Source organism: Dyadobacter sp. 32, from assembly GCF_902506755.1.
Classification (GTDB): domain Bacteria; phylum Bacteroidota; class Bacteroidia; order Cytophagales; family Spirosomataceae; genus Dyadobacter.
Window position 1 is genome coordinate 5,230,341 of sequence record NZ_LR735258.1, and the last position, 20,863, is coordinate 5,251,203.

General features: G+C 45.8%; 15 protein-coding genes. 8 read left to right on the top strand and 7 right to left on the bottom strand.

Features of this window, described 5'->3' with window-relative positions:
• The first annotated feature begins 529 nt into the window (after positions 1-529).
• From DYADSP32_RS21485 to DYADSP32_RS21515, 7 genes are all read left to right on the top strand, one after another.
• On the top strand, positions 530-1,099 hold the full coding sequence (locus DYADSP32_RS21485) for a Crp/Fnr family transcriptional regulator (RefSeq protein WP_149240834.1): 570 nt from the start codon (positions 530-532) through the stop codon (positions 1,097-1,099).
• Positions 1,100-1,224: 125 nt separating this feature from the next.
• On the top strand, positions 1,225-1,884 hold the full coding sequence (locus DYADSP32_RS21490; protein ID WP_149240833.1) for a hypothetical protein: 660 nt from the start codon (positions 1,225-1,227) through the stop codon (positions 1,882-1,884).
• A gap of 41 nt (positions 1,885-1,925) precedes the next feature.
• Complete coding sequence (locus DYADSP32_RS21495; RefSeq protein WP_149240832.1) at positions 1,926-2,417, top strand: DUF6922 domain-containing protein; 492 nt, start codon at positions 1,926-1,928, stop codon at positions 2,415-2,417.
• Between the two features lie 9 nt (positions 2,418-2,426).
• Entirely contained in the window at positions 2,427-3,071 is a 645-nt protein-coding gene (locus DYADSP32_RS21500) for a nucleotidyl transferase AbiEii/AbiGii toxin family protein (protein WP_149240831.1), read from the top strand.
• Positions 3,072-3,251: 180 nt separating this feature from the next.
• A complete protein-coding gene (locus DYADSP32_RS21505) occupies positions 3,252-5,672 on the top strand; it encodes an ABC transporter permease (protein ID WP_414617949.1) in 2,421 nt (806 codons plus the stop codon).
• A 319-nt stretch (positions 5,673-5,991) separates the two neighbouring features.
• On the top strand, positions 5,992-6,684 hold the full coding sequence (locus DYADSP32_RS21510; RefSeq protein ID WP_149240829.1) for a DUF3800 domain-containing protein: 693 nt from the start codon (positions 5,992-5,994) through the stop codon (positions 6,682-6,684).
• A 331-nt stretch (positions 6,685-7,015) separates the two neighbouring features.
• A complete protein-coding gene (locus DYADSP32_RS21515) occupies positions 7,016-8,065 on the top strand; it encodes an IS110 family transposase (protein ID WP_149240828.1) in 1,050 nt (349 codons plus the stop codon).
• Between the two features lie 223 nt (positions 8,066-8,288).
• Here the strand turns inward: DYADSP32_RS21515 and DYADSP32_RS21520 are convergent, their stop codons facing one another.
• Positions 8,289-10,256, bottom strand: coding sequence for a hypothetical protein (locus DYADSP32_RS21520; protein ID WP_414617950.1), 1,968 nt, complete (start codon positions 10,254-10,256; stop codon positions 8,289-8,291).
• 175 nt (positions 10,257-10,431) lie between these two features.
• Here DYADSP32_RS21520 and DYADSP32_RS21525 point away from each other — a divergent pair, with 175 nt between their 5' ends.
• Positions 10,432-12,837: an outer membrane beta-barrel family protein gene (locus tag DYADSP32_RS21525; RefSeq protein ID WP_149240827.1), complete on the top strand. Its 2,406-nt coding sequence runs from the start codon at positions 10,432-10,434 to the stop codon at positions 12,835-12,837.
• Positions 12,838-12,873: 36 nt separating this feature from the next.
• Here DYADSP32_RS21525 and DYADSP32_RS21530 read toward each other — a convergent pair whose 3' ends face one another.
• The 6 genes from DYADSP32_RS21530 to DYADSP32_RS21555 all read right to left on the bottom strand — a co-directional run bounded on the left by DYADSP32_RS21530 (position 12,874) and on the right by DYADSP32_RS21555 (position 20,846).
• Positions 12,874-14,142: a sugar MFS transporter gene (locus tag DYADSP32_RS21530; RefSeq protein ID WP_149240826.1), complete on the bottom strand. Its 1,269-nt coding sequence runs from the start codon at positions 14,140-14,142 to the stop codon at positions 12,874-12,876.
• 6 nt (positions 14,143-14,148) lie between these two features.
• A complete protein-coding gene (locus tag DYADSP32_RS21535; RefSeq protein ID WP_149240825.1) occupies positions 14,149-15,918 on the bottom strand; it encodes a hypothetical protein in 1,770 nt (589 codons plus the stop codon).
• 492 nt (positions 15,919-16,410) lie between these two features.
• Positions 16,411-17,493: a glycoside hydrolase family 99-like domain-containing protein gene (locus DYADSP32_RS21540; protein ID WP_149240824.1), complete on the bottom strand. Its 1,083-nt coding sequence runs from the start codon at positions 17,491-17,493 to the stop codon at positions 16,411-16,413.
• A 137-nt stretch (positions 17,494-17,630) separates the two neighbouring features.
• Positions 17,631-18,611: a metallophosphoesterase gene (locus DYADSP32_RS21545; protein WP_149240823.1), complete on the bottom strand. Its 981-nt coding sequence runs from the start codon at positions 18,609-18,611 to the stop codon at positions 17,631-17,633.
• Between the two features lie 25 nt (positions 18,612-18,636).
• Complete coding sequence (locus DYADSP32_RS21550; RefSeq protein WP_414617951.1) at positions 18,637-19,749, bottom strand: glycoside hydrolase family 99-like domain-containing protein; 1,113 nt, start codon at positions 19,747-19,749, stop codon at positions 18,637-18,639.
• Between the two features lie 80 nt (positions 19,750-19,829).
• Positions 19,830-20,846, bottom strand: a complete 1,017-nt coding sequence (locus tag DYADSP32_RS21555; RefSeq protein WP_149240821.1) for a DUF5627 domain-containing protein — start codon at positions 20,844-20,846, stop codon at positions 19,830-19,832.
• Between the last annotated feature and the right edge of the window lie 17 nt (positions 20,847-20,863).

The following is a 20,863-nucleotide window of genomic DNA, read 5'->3' on the forward strand; positions in this document are numbered from 1 at the left end:
CCTGAGACGGTAAATTTATATTATCTACAGTTTACAACGCTCCGATTCTGTAAAGAATGCCAGACCTTGTTAGACCTGAATTTTTATAAACATTTGAAATGAGCGTCGATTAATAGCGTCAAAGATTGAACTTATCCTGATCTCCCATGCCGTGAATGGACTTTTGGTGATGGTTTTGAAAAACTCAAGGGATATCGAATCCGATTGAAAGGAAGTTTCCTTAACAAGCGGCAAAATCCAGCCACTAAGGTATTGACAAAGGCATCCGCATCAAACCACTCTCCGCCATGCCAAAAGAAAGCGAAAAGCTATCCTCTAAAATTTTGTCATAAGAAATTCACCAGGAAACCGCTTCTGGCTTTGGCATTTGATTTCTTATCACGAATTTTAAAGCAAGAACAACAGGGGAAGTCAAATAATCCAACATTTCGTTCCGTGCAAAAATCTGACAGCCTGTGCGGCCCAGCCTATGCGGTCCAGCCTATGCGGCCCAACCAACAGCTGATAGCCAACAGCCAACAGCCAAAATATGACCGATCTCGAACAATACCTTCATTCCTATTTCACCTTTGATCAGGACGACCTTGTAAAAGTGTCTGCGCTGTTCAGGAAGAAAACTTTGAACAAAGGCGATTATTTCCTGAAAGCGGGCAAAAAGTGTAATCAGCTCTGTTTCATACAATCCGGGCTTTTGCGGATTTATGCGGATGTGGACGGCAAGGAAGTGACACAGTGGATATCAACCAAAGGTTATTTCGTGGCCGATCTGTCGAGTTTGCTTTTTCAAACGCCTTCGCGTTGGAATATGCAGGCACTGACGACCCTGGACATATTTGTGATTGAACGGGCGGAATACAACCGGATAGGGGAGATTATCCCGAAATGGCCGGAAACGGAAAAGTTATTTCTTGCCCATTGTTTCACGATGATGGAAGACCGGATTTTTTCGTTTATCTCGATGACAGCGGAGGAGCGATACCATTTTTTCTTTGAGAAAAACCGGGAGATTTTTAATCAGGTACCGCTGCAATACCTTGCTTCCATGCTGGGTATGACGCCCGAAACCATCAGCCGTATCCGGAGAAAACAGCTGCAGTGATCCCGCAAAAACAAACAACTCAAAAAAATAGAATATTTTCCGCCAATTCATTTTCTTGATTTTTGTCAAGTAGCCTGGCTGGGCGGACCGGTACTTTTGTAACGTACCAAACCAAGTCAGAAATTATGTTTTTAGGACATTACGGTCTCGCCCTTGCCGCGAAGAAAGTCGCTCCCAAAGTTTCGCTTACCATGCTTTTTGTAGCCGTGGAGTTTGTAGATATCCTGTGGCCGTTTTTATTGCTCTTCAACCTTGAAACCGTGAAAGTACATCCCGGTTTTACCGAAGTGACACCTTTCGAGTTTGTCCATTATCCGTATACGCACAGCCTTTTCATGGGACTTGTCTGGGGACTTATCGTAGGCGGCGCCTTCTGGTTTTTCAAAAAGGATGTCAAAAGTGCTGTTATTGTCGGCCTGGCGGTGTTGAGCCACTGGTTTCTGGATGTGATTGTCCACATCCCGGATCTGCCTCTGACGCCTTTTGGTGATTTCAAAGTCGGGATGGGTTTATGGAATTACAAGATGATCACCATATTGCTGGAAAGTATGATCTTTTTCGGCGGCGTATATATGTATGCAAAAAGTACAAAAGCCATCAACGCCCAAGGGACCTGGGGTCTGTGGATCATGACCGGCTTTTTCGTCCTGGCCAACGCCTACAATCTATTCGGCCCGCCACCGGAAGATAATGTCATGGTTTTGTTTGTTTCGTTTGTGATATTGCAGGTGATTGTGCTGGGGTTGGCATGGTGGGTTGATGGGAATAGGAGGGTGGGTAGCTAAGTACTTCATAATATAAGCAAAAATGTTTATATATTTGAGTTATGGAAAGGCGATTTGAAAAATATAAAGGCATTCATCCTGGAATTGTTCTTGACCGCGAACTGAAGAAGCGATCAATCAAACAGCGCCCGTTTGCCATGGCCATATCTGAACATGTACAAAGCTTTAACGCAATTGTAAAAGGCAAACGGGGTATCACGACCTCTCTTGCACTAAGAATTGAAACGGAGCTGGGCCTTGCCGAGGGTACATTTGTGATGTTGCAAGCTTTCTATGACATTAGGAAAGAGAAGGAAAAATTGGCAAAGGGCACTCCGGATCTCTCCATTTTACGAAAAGCTCTCTTTTGGGACACTGATATCAATCGCATCGACTGGCAAAAACAGGCGGTCGCTGTAATAGAAAGGGTTTTTGAGCGGGGGGATGATCATGAGAAGCAGGAAGTGATAAGGTTTTATGGGAAGTCTAAAATTGATTCGGTGCTACCTACTAAAGTGAGCCCTCCCCTGGCATTGCATGAGAATGAACCCTAACAAAAAGTTATGCTGTATTACAACACTGTCAATGAGCTTTTAAAGCAAAGTCTTCTGTCACTCATGTCCGTCAGAGAATTTGAAAGCTTTAGACTTGTCGGCGGGACCTCTCTTAGTTTGCAGCTTGGGCACCGAATCTCTGTTGATATAGATTTGTTCACAGATGTGACTTACGGCAGTATAGATTTTAATGCTTTGGAAAGTTGTCTGAAGGAAAAATTTGCCCATGTAGCCCATTTTTCAAATAGGCAGGCCGCAATGGGAAAGTCTTACACAGTTGGCTCAGACAGCGACAATGTCGTCAAACTGGACATTTTCTACGCTGATCCATTTATACAACCGGCCTTTCTGGCTGACAATATAAGAATGGCAACTGTCGAAGAAATAATAGCCATGAAAATGGACGTTGTACAACGGGGTGGAAGAAAAAAGGATTTTTGGGATCTGCATGAACTGTTGCCTAAGTATAGCATGAATGAAATGCTGGATCTGCACAAGCTACGCTACGAATTTAACCATGATAGAGGGTTGATCCTGAAAAACCTTAAAGATTTCAGCAAGGCAGATCAGGATTTTGATCCCATTTGCTTACGGGGAAAGTATTGGGAATTTATAAAGGAAGATCTTCAAGAGGCGGTTGAATCGTTTGAATAATAGCCTGTCTTTGATGGCCATAGTCTCCCGGATACGGCTGGATGTATCATCATAACTAACTTCAAAGTAATAGAACTAATAAAATAGTTATATTGCAGAAAAATGAGGTCGATATGGGCAAGGCATTCGGTTTCGGGTGCAGAACCTCATGGTCAATCCTCACTCCTAACGACACGTTCCATGCTAAGCAATTATATAATCAGCGCTTATAGAAGTCTGGTCCGGCACAAAGTGTTCTCGATGATTAATCTGCTGGGCCTCGGATTAGGGCTTGCGGCATCTTTGTTGCTGTTTCAGTATGTGGCTTTTGAATTGAATTTTGATAATTTCCACGGCGAGAATATCTACCGAATCCGGTTGGATAGTTACCATGGCGGGTCCTTTGAAAACAGCAGTGCCACCAGCTATTATGGCGAATCACCAGCACTGAAAGAAACCTGCGAAGAGATACAGGACTACGTACGCCTGCATCGTGCGGATGGCATGATCCAATATCAGAAGGACGGCGTGATCATCAGTAATTTTGAACGCAGGGGCTTTTATGCTGACTCTGGTCTCTTTTCCATGTTCAATTTTCCTTTGGTAAAAGGGAACAAAGATCATGTGCTAAAAAACCCAAACTCGGTCGTAATCACAGAAACCGTTGCCAAAAGATATTTCGGAGATGCCGAACCATTGGGAAAAGTACTGACGCTTACAACGGAGTGGCAGGGTGGGGACTATGTGGTAGAAGGCGTGGTGAAAGACCTGCCCGCAAACAGCCACATGCAATTTGATCTGCTGTTTTCCATTGAAAAACTCCTTGCCAATGCCCAGTTCCAGCATGGTGCTTGGTATTGGACCAACTTCTATAATTACCTTCGATTGCAGCCCGGCACTGATATCGAACAGTTTCAGTCTAAAATGGATACCATTCTCTACCGGCACCTGGGCAGGGAAATGTTGAAATCAAATAACAAGCAGAAATTCGTTTTACAACCCATCAGAGATATTCACCTGCATTCCAACATTTTCTCCGAAATGGGTGTGAATGGGAACGCGCAACTCGTCTCTTTTATCCTGATTGTTGCGTTGCTTATTATTGGCATTGCCTGGCTTAATTACCAGAACCTCTCCACCGTGAAAGCCATGGAAAGAGCAAAGGAAGTGGGTATACGAAAGGTGATGGGATCGGGGAGGTCGCAGCTCATTTTTCAGTTTCTTTTGGAATCCCTGATGCTGAGTTTTGCCGCGATGGGAATTGCAGTGATTCTTCTGCTGATCGTCAAACCGTATTTTAATGAGTTGGTAGGAAAGGATATCGCATCGGGCTTTTTGAATCAAAGGTCATTCTGGATCCCGGTCGCGTTGACGCTTGCGATCGGAACATGCCTGTCCGCGTTGTATCCCGCATTCGTTTTGTCGTCCTTCCAACCGATCAGTGCTTTGAAGGGTAGGTTTGTCAAAAGTGTCACAGGAGCGCAATTCAGGAAAGGCATGGTGATTTTGCAGTTTACAGCTTCCATCCTTTTAATTATCGGCACCCTGATTATCGGAAAACAGATCCGTTTCATGCAGGAACAGGCACTGGGGATTACGATCAATAATAAATTGATTATCCGCGCCCCGAAAATTCTCAATAGTGGCAGCTATACCGATGAGATGCGCGCATTTAAGGATGCGTTGTTGCAGTATCCCTCTATGGCGAAAATAGCGACGTCCTCCGAAGTGCCTGGAAAAGAAATTTTCTGGACCAATGAATTTAAACGAAAGGAAGCATCCGAATATGAGAAAAGTATTTTCAGCATTGTTTCCGTGGATGATGATTACATACCCTGTTACGGCATTAAACTTATTGCCGGCAGAAACTTCTCGGAGGAGAGAATTTCGGATTTCGGGAATACGGTGATCATCAATGAAACAGCGTTGAAGGTTCTGGGTTATACCTCAGCCGAAAGTGCGCTCAATCAGGAGATTCAGGTAGGCGTCGAAGTCAAAAAGGTCATTGGCGTTATGAAAGATTTTCAGCAGGAGTCATTTAAGAAAAGCAAGACTCCCCTGATTCTGTACTTTATTCCCTGGGGAAATGATTACGTTTCTGTGTCGCTTAATGCTACTGATGTGCATCGAGATATAAACCTGGTTACAGAAGCTTATAAGAAAATATTTCCCGGCAATGCGGTCGAATTCTTTTTTCTGGATGACTTCTTCAATCGCCAATACCGGGATGAAGTCCGATTTGGCACCATCCTAAAAGTGTTTTCGCTGCTGAGTATATTCATTGCAGCCATAGGACTGTTTGGTTTGTCGTCGTTTGTTATTTCCAAACGAACCAAGGAAGTAGGTATTAGAAAGGTGTTGGGAAGTTCAGAGATTTCTATTTTGTATTTATTATCAAAAGACTTTTTGATACTGGTAGCCATTGCTTTTCTGATATCTATCCCCATCGGTACCATACTTATGAATAAATGGCTGGAAGGATTTGCCATGCGCACGGATATCCCCTTCTGGATTTACCTGTTGGCTGGGGGCATTGCCTTAATGATTGCATTTTGTACCGTGAGTTTTCAGGCTGTCAAAGCATCACTTGCCAACCCAATCAACTCCATTCGAACAGAATAACAATCGGATACTTCGATTGTGCCATGGTGTGGGGGCCTGGGAGCAAACACTGCCCATATATGTGTCCAAACTTAATGGGGCACCCGACAGACAGTGCCATGATTTGTTGTGGTGCATTGAGGGAGATTTAAATCTTTTGGAATCAGGTTGTCATGTCGTGTTGACACGAGAAAATAACGGTACCGCAATTAATTAAAGGTAGGTATTAAATTTAAATGTGTTTGGTTTTTAGGTTTAAAAATCCTTACTTTGATATGCAGTTGAGAGGTCTGACTTTTTCAGATCGCGAGAACATGGTTTCTCCTTGGCTGCCTTTTTTATGTACTTACTATACGCGGACGAGTCGGGTAGCAGTACAACTGCCTCCCAAACACATTTCGTATTAGCCGGGATATCCTTGTTCGAAAGACAAGGATGGTGGATCTCTAAAAGCTTGGATGCTCTAGCTAGAGAGATTGATCCGGCAGAACCTGATCGTATTGAATTTCATGGCAATCCTATGTTTGGAGGTAAGGGTGTCTGGAGAAAGATATCCAAGGAGGATCGCTGTCGCTACATCCGTGAGGCATTGCAAATATTTGCACAGTCCAATAGGTCAAATAGAATTTTTGCATGTGTTGTAGACAAAAGTAAAATATCCCCAGAGGATCCTGTGTATTTTACATTTGAACAGCTAGCAAGTCGATTTGACCATTATCTTACCAGACTACACAAGGATGAAAACTCTCAAAGAGGAATTATCATCTTCGACAAATCTACGTACGAAGAAACACTCCAGGGTTTGGCGACCGACTTTAGAACATTTGGCCACAAATGGGGAGTATTAAAAAATTTATCAGAAGTGCCATTGTTTCTCGATTCCAAAGCTTCCAGACTAATTCAGATGGCGGATCTTGTTGCATACTCAATATTTAGGAAGCATGAACACGGAGATAATCAATTTTATTCTATTATCCAAGATCGATTCGACGAAGTAGGTGGTGTTAAGCACGGACTTTGTGAAAGGATTTAGATTCAAAAATTGCATCTAACCTCTTTCAACATATTGCCAACCAACTACGGATCGGCTCCATCAAGTATCATCTCCTATGTTTACAAAGTTAATTCAGTCGGAAGGATAAAAGTTAGATTTGTAAGATAAAGTGATAAAAGGATGAGAGCAGATCATCACCTTAATAACTCATGAAGTATATTGTTGTTTAGAAATTGCCTCATCCTTTTTTATCTTTTCGAGTCTGAACAGAATGTAAGGAATTGAGTATAGCTCAATATCCAGAATATCCAACCAGGAGACAAGACGCCGGGAGATTCATCACTTCATGTTAACCATTAACATTAGAACGATGAACGCTTTAAAACAAGTATTGGGAGTGGATGTTGCACAGAAGGAATTAGTGGTCACGTTAGGCCGTTTGCTTGAAGATTTGAGTATTGAGTTGTATGCTTATAAAGTTTTCAGTAACAGTGAAAAGGGCTTTTCATCCTTGTTGACATGGACTAAAAAGTTGACAGACTCTGATAAAGAAGTTCGATTTGTGATGGAGGCCACAGGTGTTTATCATCAAAAGTTTGCTTATTTTCTGGATGCTCATGGTTGTGCTTTAAGCATAATTTTACCAAACAAGATCAGTAATTACATCAGAACTTTGGAGGTCAAAACAGTTACTGATAAAAGCTGTTCTGAAGCCATAGCCAGGTTTGGGTTGGAGCGAAAGCTAGACTGTTGGAAGCGTCCTGAAAAAACTTATAAAAGCCTGCAACAGCTTACCAGGGAGCGCGATCAGGTGGTTTTAGAGCGATCAATGGTAAAAAATCAGCTTCATGCAGAAAGTCAGGAAGCGGAGCCACATGAACGGAGTTTAGAGCGTTTGAAGGAGCGAATCAAGTTTCTCAGTAGTCAGGAAAAGGAAATCAAGAAAGATTTAGACCAGATCATTAAACAGAATGCTGAGCTTCAAAAAGAGGTAGAGATTATCAGTAGTATTCCAGGCGTAGGAGAATTAACGGCTGCGATTATTTTGGGAGAAACAAACGGTTTTGAATTGATACGAAATAAGAAGCAGTTAACAAGTTATGCTGGCTTTGATGTCAAAGAAAAACAATCGGGCACATCGGTTAAAAGCAAGCCAAGGATATCTAAAAAAGGGAACCGAAGTTTAAGGAAGGCAATGTTTTTACCATCAATGAGCGCAGTAAAATGGGATGAAAATTTTAAAAATATGTACCTCAGGATCGTCAGTAAACAGGGCATAAAAATGAAGGCGTTGATAGCTGTTCAAAGAAAACTATTGGAACTGGCTTATACGCTATTTAAGACAAAAACAAGCTATGACAAATCATACGAAAGCAAAAAAGCAGAACAAAAAAATAGCATGTCAGCACAAAAGGCATAAACATGCTATACTGGCTAACTCTGGGCTGCCTTCAAGAACAAAGGTATAAAAAATTGAAATTTTTATAGGTTACCAACACAGAATCTAAACAACAGCTATGGTGAAATAGCAAATGAGGTCGGTAGAACAGGAAAATTAATTGAGCCCAGACTTTGAATCCATAGTTTCAGAAGCTTTAATAAGCTGTAAACATTAGATCTACGTTTGATCGCCCGTCCGTCCGCTACTCACTCACCACCTTCACATCATTCACATAATAGCGCATTTCGGCTACCGGTTCATCGGCACCCGGCAGTGGAGGGTGAGGATCTTCATTGGGTGTGGTGCGGTCGGGTTTATTCCTGTATGCTCCCGTGCGGAAGGAGATGCGTTCTACGGATTTCACGGCAACGTATAATGGTGCGTTTTCCAATACTTTTTTGCTGTCAATAAAAAGGTCAAAAGTGCCGGTTAATGTCGCATTGACTCTGATTTCGAATTGGTGCCATTTGCCTGCGTTGTAAATCCCAAGTCTCTTTTGTGCAGATCCATTCCCGGCATTGATATGACCGGTGGAATCCAAACTGATCCTGACAGGCCGGTTTCCGTATCGGTCGGTCACATCTATTTCAAAATTCCCTGTTGTTTGTTTTGCCATTACGCGGAAGGAAATATCTGCCTGGGTTCCTTCCTGAAAGACCCGGATGGCCCTGGCGTAATCATAAGGGTCGCTGTCGGATAATTGGAGGCTCTTGTTCTTTTCCGAAGGGAAGGAAGCAACTTTCACCGGAGCCCATCGGGGAGCGTAGATGTTCCAGTCGGTCACCGGCGCATCGGTTTTCATCTGGTCGAAATGGTCATGAACCGGTCCTGAGACCTTGTATTTGACCGGGACGGGTACCCGGCTGATCCATACATCCTCCTTGTTGACGGTATAGGTCAGCCACATATCATTACCCGGGGGTACGCCCTCACCTTCCGTAATGCCCCGCACGTAACAGGGGCCAAAATCTTTCCATCTCCCAAAAAACCGCCTGGGTGGTACTTCGGCATGAACCAGGAGCATGTTGTCGAACAGAATGCCGTCATCACCGGTCGTTACGATCAGCGGATACCTGTGTTCCTGGGTGGCGATGGGATTGTAGCTCATCGCATACCGCCCGTCTGCTGTACGCTGTCCCCAGTTTTTGCCGCCAGCCATAATCAGTGAGGGCGCCACCACCGGTCGTGACCAGGTCTTGCCTTCGTCTGCGGAAAGCGTTACATGTGAGAATTTCCACAAGCCAACAACCTTGCCGTCCTTCCGGTGAAAATAAGATAATGCCTGCATGTGGTCTCCATTTGTTGTATCCCGGATGCTGTAAAACTGATCCAGGCCCCGGTCTTCATCCCACCATTGCAGCGTTTTGAGCTTGTCGCCCAGCAAGGCATCACAAGCGGAAACGAAACCTTTGTCAGTGGATTTTTTATAAAAGGGATAGGAAGTATTTTTTTCATTCCAATCGGCGTGTGAAGTGTATCGGATAAAATAAATGGGTCCATAACTGCCATTCTTGTACACCTCACGTACCACACGCCCTATGCCCCCTTCTTTAAACGGATCCTCGGTATGTCCGTAAAAGCCCAGGACGAGCAACCGCCCGTCGGGAGCTACGTAAAAGCCCATCCGCTGGTGCATCATGTAGCCGGTCGAACCTTTGGGAATCGTTACACCGGCAGGGGCTTGATAAGGCGGGAACACGACCTCGGGTTTACCCCAATTGCGTCCATCGGGAGAGGTTGTAAGCAATGTTTGAACCGGTGCAATGTGCTCGTCGGCCACACCGCTCAGGTATTGCTGGTAAAACCGGCCATGCCAGTAAGCCAGGTTGGAAGCGTGGTTGTAGGTCCAGCCAAAGCCATCGGCTTTTTCGGGATGTGAACGATTTGCCCGGAGCGTCTGGATGTTTTCCACACCCACTGCATATCGTAATGCTCCGTCGTGGAAATTGGGATTGGCCACCTCACCACCCACATACCGTACGGGTTCGGCTTCTGTTCCCGTCTGTGCGTCACAGATACCGCTGGCTAATAGGACGATGGGCAGGAAAAGAATATGTGCAATTGAATAAGGTAGCTGCATGGAGAGGAGATGGGCGATGGGCGAAAAATGTTTAGACGCTTGGTGAGATAAGTAGGCGGTTACTCTGCCAAAGTTTATGCTGATATTCACGCAGATAGTTGTTTTTTTTGCTATAAAATGAACTTGATGGCACAGATTTAGGTGTTAGAGTCGATATGATTTGCGCTTTCAGTGATAACAGGTTTAAGTGTAATACTTCAAAAGTCCTCGATATGACCTGTTGCGCATTGTTTCTGAGGGGGCTGACCTAACATATTTCGTTATTATGACAATCCGAATTTTTCTTATACTACTTTTTCTGTTCGATTTGTCTCAGGCCTATGCCCAGGATGAAACCACAGACAACGTGGTTATTACGGGCAAGCTGGAAGACGCCAACAAACAGCCCGTACTTTTTGCCAATGTGGCCATGTACTCATCCCGGGATTCGGCGTTGGTGGGTGGGATTGCTTCTGATGAAAATGGCCGGTTTGTCATTCCTGCTGGTCAGGGAAATTATTTCCTCAAAATCACCTATTTAAGCCTCGATGAGAAAATTGTTCCCAATATAATTGTGGGAAACGCCGCAGTAGATCTTGGAACGATCTCGATGAAATCAAATTCACAATTACTCGAGGAGCTGGTGGTGAGGGGAGAGAAAAGTCAGATGGAATTGCAACTGGACAAGCGGGTGTTTAATGTGGGCAAAGACCTGAGCAACATTGGGAGTAACGCCTCGGATATCCTCAATAACATGCCTTCGGTGACCGTGGATGTGGACGGGAATGTAGCCTTACGGGGAAGCCAGAACGTGCGGATTCTGATCGATGGAAAACAATCGGGTATGGTGGGTATGAATCCGGCCGATGCGCTGCGGCAAATTCCGGGAGACCTGATCGAAAGTATTGAGATTATCACCAATCCGTCGTCACGCTATGACGCAGAAGGTGAAGTGGGAATCCTGAATATTGTCATGAAAAAAAACATCCGATATGGACTGAATGGCTCTTTCACCGCGACCGCAGGGTATCCTGCCAATTTCGGAGGGTCATTTAACGTAAATTACAGGAGAAAGAAGGTCAACCTGATGGGTAGCTATGGCAATATGTACCGGGAAGGGCCGGGAAGAGGAACTTCCAGGCAGGAATACGGCAGTGCCGATACGAGTTTTGTTTACGAACAGGACAGCCGCAGAAATCGCGGTGGTTATTCCAACAGTTTCATGGTCGGGGCCGATTATTTCATCAATAGCCACAACACCCTGACAGGCACGATTTCCTATCGGAAGTCTCAGAATAACAATACCTCGAGACTGGAATACCGGGATTTTGATTTTAGTAACAATCTTACCGAAACGGTGGTGCGTAACGAGAGGGAACGGGAGCCTCGAAACAATTTTGAGGCAGCCATTAATTATGAAAAAACGTTTGAAAAAAAGGGGCAGAACCTGGCCTTTACCGTGAAATACATACTGAGCGACGAAACAGAAGCGGCCAGATTCAATGAAACTATATTGGGCGGGCCGGAAATTGTTCAGCGTTCGTTCAATACGGAGGATGAAAAAAATATGCTTTTCCAGCTTGATTATATTCATCCCTTCGGTAAAAATGGTAAGGTAGAAACCGGCCTTAAAAGCTCGATCAGGTTACTGGATAACGACTTTTCGGTCCATCAGCAAGACGAGCAGAAGGATTGGGTGATCCTACCGGATTTCGACAATCGGCTGGCTTATAATGAGCAGATTCATGCGGGCTACCTGATGGCCAGCAATCAGTATGGCAAATTTTTCGTTCAGGCCGGATTAAGGGGTGAATATTCGGATATTCTTACCGAATTGAAAAAAACGGGATTGAAAAATCACCGTCGGTATTTCAATTTGTTTCCAAGTGTGCACCTGTCTTACAAGCTGGAAGACGCCCAAACGGTGCAGCTGAGTTACAGCTACAGACTAAGTCGTCCGGGATTCAGAGATCTTTTGCCATTTTCGAATTTTAGCGATTCACGGGTTTTCAGGGCAGGTAATCCGCTTTTAAATCCTGAATATACACACTCCTTCGAGGCAGGCCATTTACTCAACATGCCCAAAGGATCTTTGTTGTCCAGCTTGTATTACCGTCACCGGCTGGGTGTGGTAGAGAATATTACTTCGGTGGATTCGACCGGATTTACAAGAATCACGCCTGTCAATTTATCAACCGGTGATGCGTATGGGTTTGAATTCAACCTTACCTATGACCCATTTGAATGGTGGAAATGGACGGCCAATGCGAATATATTCCGCGCGATTAATCAGGGTGTTTTCAATGACAAAATATTAAAAAGCGATACGTATACCTGGAACAGCCGCGTCTCCTCTCGGGTAACGCTGTTTAAAAATATCGATTTTCAAACCTCTGTAAATTATCGTGCACCTCGCAATACCACCCAGGGGAGAGATCTGGCGCAGTATTCTATTGACCTGGGACTTTCCAGAGATGTGCTCAATGGCAAGGCTACCATCACTGCCAGCGTGCGTGATTTGCTAAATAGCCGCATACAGCGTCGCATCGTGGAAAATGCAGGTTACTTTTCCGAATCGGAATTTCAGTGGAGAGCCAGACAAGTGCTGGTGATGTTTTCCTATCGCCTGAACCGTTCCAAAGAAAGGGAAAAGACAGGCGGTGGCGGCGGTGGAGATGATGATGAATTTTGATGTATCTTTTTCCATGAAATAATCTTCCTGGAGCCTTTAAGGCGTGCTGGGTGAGGATGGGGCCAACGCCTCAGGTTTTATTCTTGTCCCCGCCTGATGACCGGAAACGGCGTAATACAGGATAAACAGATAACAGGGGATCAGGATCAGGTAGCCGGTGTGAGGACTGTAAAGATCGGCGAGCTTGCCATAAACCAGTGGTAAAACGGCACCACCGGCAATGGCCATCACGAGCATGGCCGAGCCGGTATTGGTAAAGCTGCCAAGCCCCCTTATCGCCAGCGGCCATATTGACGGCCACATCAGCGCATTCGCAAGGCCCAGCAATGCGATGAAAAATACAGATAGCCAGCCAACGGAAAGCAGTGCAGCGATTGAAAAGATGATCCCGGAAACAGCTGAAATTTTCAGTGCATTCTCCTGACTGCACCAGCGGGGAATTGCAAAAATGCCGATCAGGTAACCTGCTAGCATGGAGGTTAATGTAAACGAAGTGAAAAACCGGGCCGATGACATGGGGATGCCCTGAAAGGTAGCATAACCAATGATGGTATTGCCGGCAATTACTTCCACACCGGTGTAAAGAAAAAGTGTAAGCACTCCCAGAATAAGGTGGGGAAATTGCCAGATGCTGGTCATCCCAGGTCCGGATGTTTCCGTAGATTCTTCTGGTTCTGATATTTCCGGTAAGCTCGATTTGATAATGAATACGGCCAGTGCAAACAGGGCAATGCCGATGATAATATAGGGCAAAATGACCTTCTGTGCCAATACATCAAGAGCAGCAGCTTTGGAGGCACTTGCCATATTGGTTAAGCTGCTAGCGAGTTCTTCAACGCCATCCAGCAATACAACCCCCAAAACGGCAGGCCCGAGTATGCCGGCAATACCATTGCAAATGCCCATTACACTGATCCTTTTTGCAGCGCTTTCCATCGGGCCAAGTATGGTCACATAGGGGTTGGAGGCGGTTTGCAGGATGGCAAGCCCGGTTCCCTGAACAAACAAACCAATCAAAAACAGCAGGTATTGCCGGTTCTGCGCAGCGGGTATGAAAATAAAAGCTCCCAGGGCCATTACAAGCAGACCAATGGCCATTCCATTTTTCAATCCGCTTTTCTTCAGTAAATAACCCGACGGCACTGCCATCACGAAATAGGAAATATAGAATGCAAAAGCGACAAGCTGGGATTCGAACTGATCGAGTTCACAGGCAATCTGCAGGTAGGGTACAAGTACTGAACTCATCCAGGTAACAAACCCGAACACAAAAAACAAAAAGCCTATAATGATCAGTGGACGCATGGAGGATCAGAAGTTTTTAGATTGAATGCGGTCAACAACCCGGTCGAGGATGTTCAATGGAAAAGAAGAGGGCTGTCCGTACCAGATGTAGGAATCGTGTCCTTCGTAAACGCCGGTTCTAATGTGCCTGTCAATGGGTAAATAACTCGATACGTCATTACAGTAACCAGCCACAGAAACCAACTTGTCAGGCCAGATTTTTTTGATCGCCAGGCTGTACTCGGTCACCACTTCGCGCGACAATCCCACCAGTTTCCAGTTTCCGATATTTACCGTGTGAATATATTCGGGCATAGACCCAGGCATGGTACCTTTTGCATAATGCTGGAGCATGAGGTCGGCCCAGGCCACATTTCTTTCAGCCACCATTCCGGGAACTGATTTCAGGTTTTCTTGTCTGAATGCGATCGTCTTTTCCTTGCTCATGGGGGAAGTCTCTACATGCATGGTATCCAGCGAAAACGTGATCGGTCCGGTCAGTGGATTAAGATTACCATTGAGTACTTTCAGCGCGTCGACGGCCAGTTTCATGCCGGTGATGTCGGGTTCGTCTTTGGGGTTGATATCACCGGCACATCCCTGCATAAACAGGGCCGTGGTGTTGCCGTCAATGGTTTTTTCCAAAATGCTGCGCATGTATCCCGGGTAGTTACTGCTCAGTGTGTAATGTCCGATACCGCCAGTACCTCCAACAGGGTGACAGCCGCTCAATACCATCATCGCATTATTTTTTCCGTCCAGGCTCACCACCCTGATCACATCCACCGCGTCGTCGTAAGGGATTTTACTTCCGGCGTTGCTCCGGTTGTACCCGATTTCCGTTGTTCCCCGGCCAAAATAAATGGTCGAAGGCGTCATGTGATCCAGGGCGATTTCAGCCGCTTTGGTGATCGCCGGCTTCACAACTTTGTTCAGGTAGTTGCTGTCGGGCAGGCGGTTGTGTGGGGCCCAGGTGAGCCACGCCTGCGTGCCGGGGACAAAATGGGTGTGTGAGGCGTTGATCAGAATGGCTTCTGGCGGCAGGCCACTTTTCAGCGCTATGGCTTTTTTGATTTCGTTGCCGAATCCGTACCCAAATCCGCACAGATCGACACAAAGCATAACCACTGTTTTGTTGTCTTTTTTTATAGCCAGCGCACGTGCAAATGATTCTTCCTGAGGTTTACCTGTGTTTTTCCCGGCTTCAAAAAGAGAGTCGGTGTCACTAACAGCGAACAATTTGTCTTCACGCAAAAAAAGCTTTTTTATATTCACCTTCCTGATTTGCCCATTGTAGTAGCCTGCACGCTGCCAGCCAGCAGAAAGGTCATGTTGGCTTGCTTTCCAAAGTGTATCGCTTCCGGTGGCGGCGTACAGGTATTGGTTGTGGACAACAAAATCCTTCATACCAGCAAGTGGTGTATAACTTTGCCAGGTTGGTTTTTTTCCTTTCAAAACGGCGCGTTTGATCACGCCATTTTCGCTCAGACCATAAACCGTGTCTCGGTACAGGGTAGTTTTTGAAAAGCGGTTGAGATCAATAGCTTTCCGCATTTTTTCAGGTATCTCTGTGCTTTTCGTAATAGCGGGATGCTCGGCCGCTTTCCCTTTTTCGATCCACTTCAAGGTAAACCGCCCTGCCCAGGGACCGGCATAACCTGCCAGCGCCAGCGCAATCGACTCGTCTCCGGGCTGCAGACTTACACTGCCCACACCCGCATCATAGAGATCCTGCGCGCTGCTCTGTAAGGTGTTGACAATCGTCAGTACCAGAAATAATATTCTAAAATAACGCATCAGGTCAGTGGGGTTTAAACGGCAGAGAAATTAAATGGTTTCAGACATGCCCAATTCAGCGGGCGTAAAAATCAGCTTTTACGAATAAATACTCCGTACAGGCATATGCATTATCGAAAAAAGACTGAAACGGGCTATGCCCGGAAGATCTCGGAGGCTAATTTTTGCAATTTACGGGTAGCCGCTGTCATCTGCTCGGTAAATGTTTTGATGATCAGCAGTATATTTTGACGAGTCGCACAGATTCGTTTTTGGTAGAAAATCATTTCGAGGGCAGGCTGCTTCCGATATGGTTCCTAGCTTTTGGCCAGATGCACAATCTGTATAAGTTGGTCAAGCACCAAAAAAGGCCCTTGATGGGGCCCTTTTGGAAATTTTTACAAATCGGGACAAAAATGTTTCCTTTTGACGGAAGTGAAAGAATCGGGTTCAGGTATGTTTAATACTTTTTGAGTCTTAAAAATTAAGGTACTACAGGAATCAGATCCCGAGTTATTTTTTTGCTTTCAATGCTGCCTTCAGACCTGTCAGTGGATTGGGGCCGGTTTTGCCGGGCGTGAGCCATGCCCCTTCGCCGTTTTCGTTCCAGGCATATAACAGGCCGATTCGTTCACCGGTCATTACCGATGGGTTTGCATTCATCCATTTGATCATACCTCTCACAGACAACTCGACGGATTTGGCGGAAAAGCCTGTGAAATAGGGGCGGTCGACGTATTTATTCTTGTCGTTGGACCAGGGCCGTGGGTCCCAGCCCATGGTGGAGACGGGTATGTATGGCTTTTTCACGGACTGAACGAGCTTGGTCCAAAGTCTCTGCTCTGCTGCATGGAGTGTGTCTATCGGGATGGCCTGTTCTTTGCCGATGAAGCCCACGCTATGGTAATTGTATCCGGTGATCACATCTGCGCCGCCGGCTTCTGCCTTGGCGATGCCATCAGCGGAGCCTGCACAAATGGCAATGCTCGCCCCTGCAAGACCTGCGTCTTTCGCGCTTTGCCTGAGCCTGGCAAAGGCCTCACTTAAAGCTTGCGGAGAACCGAAGTTTTTGAGCAACGAGGCACTTTCGAAGAAGATCAGCAAGGGCTTTTTATCCACTTTGAGGTATTGGGGATTTTTGAATTCCTCCAGCCAGATCTTCGTGAGCTTATCCCAGTTCTCAGGGCCTACGTCGAACCCGCCATGGTTGGCTACCAGGAGGCAGTATTCAAGTTTTTTTACATTTTTCGACGCCTTGAAAAACGAGATCGCTCTGTTTTCGGGTAATTCTTCGACGGTCTTTCCATTTCTATGGTACCAGCAGAAGCTGAAAAACGAAAGACCGGCGCCTGCCGCCAGGTCGATCTGCTCATCCACCACTTTTTGGCTGCTGGTCACCCATCCCCATACCGGCTCACGATCCTTATAATTAGTCTTAAGATCCTCTGTGATGTGAAAGGTGGTGCCGCTCCATCCGTCAAAGTAATAGGCGCCAATTTTGTTTTTATTTTTTTGAGCAAAAGATAAACGGCTTCCGCACACCAGCATGATGACCAGGGTAATAAGAAGCGCGTGCCGTAGTCTTAATAAATGCATCGTTTATATTTTTAAGGATTTAGGATATGAGTAGTAACAGGAAATCAATACTATATTTCCCTGTTTTATCTTTTTGAATTCAAGGCTATTAGCGGTACGCCTCCCGGCCAAACGCTATTAGCTATCAGCTACTTGGTTTATTTTACCACTGGACGCTTCAGCGATCTTTCCTCTTTCTGTTTAATGAAGTCAATGCCTTCAATGGTGAATTTGGATTTGTCCTCTTTGGTCTTGTTGTAATAAGGAGAATACATGCTCGCCTCCACGCTCTTTTTGTCGATATCAAAAGTCAATAGCCTGATGTAACCCCCACCCAGATCTTCGTTCTGATAGTTTTGCAGGATCTGGTAGATTTTGTTTCCTTTTTCACCAGTGTCCACCTTTAAAGCGGAGCTCATGACGTGACCGCTGAGCATGAAACGGATATTCGAATATTTTTTCAGCAACCTGTCGAATACCACCTGGGGGCTAAAATCACCGTAGCCGGCATTGCTGGTAGCAATTTCACCCTTGGGAGTGAGGTGATAGTGTGTGATGATGATCACATTGTAATTGAAAAATTGATTGATAATATCTCCCGCCCAATTGATAGGCCCCATTCGCGGACAGAACTCAAGACTGAGCACGAGCCAGTTGGTGTCGCCCACCTTAAAAGTGTAATAGGCGTTGTCGCTTTTATCAGCTTCATATCGTCCTCTCTGGTTGGAAAAGCGATCCACCGGAAAATAAGAATTAAACTTTTGTGTTTTCCTCAAATTCTGATTCACATTGCCCGGTGCAGCACTGCCGCTGTTAAATCCCACTGCTTCCGTATCATGATTGCCCAAAGCGATCGCGTAGGGAATGTGATGTGCATCGAAAGCTTCGTACCCTTTGCTGGCAATTTCATAATGATCGTAATTGTCAAAATTCACCAGATCGCCCACGTGTAGTACCATAGGAATGTTCAGCGAATCCTTGTGATCGGTGACCCATTTGATGCGACTGGAAAACATTTTATGGTTTTCTCCCACTTCACTTTGTGTGTCGGGGAAAACGGGGATGGTGAATTTTTGAGCAACGCTTTGGTAACCGAGGCCAATGAACAAAAGGATTAAGGGCTTAGGAAGCAATTTCATTTGTAGTAAAGGTTATTCATGAAAACTATTTGACTTTCTTATTCTGCTCAGCAACCACTTCTTTAACGGTTTTGAGATAGCTGGCTTTGGGGTCACCTTTGGTAGGGACGAGGTAGCCGCCTTCTCCCAGCTCATTCCAGGCATAGATAAGCATCAGGCGCTCCTGGGCCGTTTGTTCAGGATGGACGTCCATCCAGTCAACGGCATCTTTCAGCAAAGATTTGAATTGTGCGGGCGATCGGTCTGTATAATACCAGCCTTGTTTGGCCCCGCCTTTCCCGTTTCCGCTGGGGTCTTCCCAGGGGCGTTTGTCCCAGCCAGCAATAACCGTAGGAATATAAGGTTGCTCTTTTGTTCCCTGCCATTGTTTACGTTGTGCATTGGCCAGTTCGGAATATTTGTGTTCTTCGGGACCACCGGAATAGCCGGGAACAACATTGTAGTGTGTCCGTACATCGAAGTTCTTACCAGCCGTGTTGCCACAGCCAGCAATAGTCAAACCCGCCAGGCCCTGTTTTTGCGATACTTCCTGCATACCTGCCAGGTCGCCATTTTCGATTCCTTTGGCACTGAAAATGACAACCAACGGTTTGTTATCAACCTTAATGTACTGCGGGTCGTTGAAATATTGCATCCAGTGTTCGGTGGCTACTTTCCAGTTTTCCGTTCCGGTGATCTCGGCTCCCTGGTGATTAGCTATGAGCAGACCGAACTTGATACGGTGTTTGTTTTTTGCCTTCAGATAACGGTGCATACTTTCATGACCGGGCAGCTTGGCGATCCTATCCAGGTTGATTGGGCCTTGCGTGTCGCGCCAGTACCAGCAGAAGAGGAAGAACTCTACACCATTGTCGGCAGCGAGGTCGATCTGCCTTTCCATTATCTCCTGTGAATCGCTTCTCCATCCCCACAGAGGTTCCCGGTCGGCAAACTCGTCCAGCATTCTTTTGGTGACCTGTCGGGGCGCATTTTTTGCCCAGGGTTCGTTGGGGTCGTTTGCCTTTGCATTTTTTCCACCCCATCCGTCGTAATAGTAAGCGCCCACTTTTATCGGATTCCCGGTATTTTGTGCAGAGGCATGGCGGGTAGCTGTACCCAGCAACAGCATCACCGGGATTAATAATCTTACGATTCTCATGTTCATGATTTACCTGAATTGCCGTGGACTTTCTAAAAAGGACAGGTTAATAGTGTAGTGGATATTTACGGATCTTTTGGTTAGTTGGAAATTACCGGCTGAAAAACTTCAAGGATAACACCCCTGTCTCTCACGACAAGTGTATCCGTGGCGGTATACTTCGTTTTTCCTTTGGTAAACTGATAGGTCATGTGAATGGCATCGCGCTTTTTGTTACCCCACTCATCGGCATCGTTGGCAAATTTCCCTGTTCCGGTTACGGTGTATGCTGATCCCGGTGCCGTTCCGATCACACAGTTGTCACCGTTGAAGGTTAGGAGCATGTTGAATTTGCCGGTAACGGCAGTGCCCCGGACGGTACCTTCGACGGTAATCTGGTTTTTCGATTTGGTATTCAGGGTCCAGAGCTCGTTTTTTTCAACAAACTGTGTACGGTAAGGGGTGGTCTCGATCACTTTTCCAGTAGAATCCGTGATGGTGCTTATCCCTCTGTGGAAATACGTGCCATGGTATGGATTTACATACCTGACGGCAAACATCGTGAAGTCCTTCGGAACCACATCCCAGTTGCTTACGATACGGGGATCGGGCTTAGCCATTATTGATTTTCCTTTTAATAACGAATCCAGGTTGGACACCTGTGTGATGCGCAGGGGCAGTACATAGGCCAGCCTGGTTGCCAGGGTATCATCAAAAAAAGCATCAGTCAGTTGCACCTCAATATTGCCGTTAAACTCACCTTTGGGGATAATCAGCTGATCGGAAGAGCTCAGGGTGTAATACCTTTGCGGCAGGGCATACATGGGTTGGTTGTTAGCGGCAAACTTTGCATTCTCACAAAGACTGTTGTCCACCTGGAATTTAAAAGTGCGGTCCTGCTTGTTTTCGTAAACGCCACCCATCGCTGCCGATATCAGGAATTTATGCGCGTTGTCGTTGCTATTGTCGTAGATATAGTCGCCAAGTACCAGTGTCCGGATTGGGTACTGGTATGGGAAATATCCCGTGGTGTAGCCGAAGTCGGGAAACTCGATTTCCTTGTTCTTACAGCCTGCCATAGCGGCGATCAGTATAAGTAGGAATAATGTCTTCTTCATATCAAAAGTAATTAGAT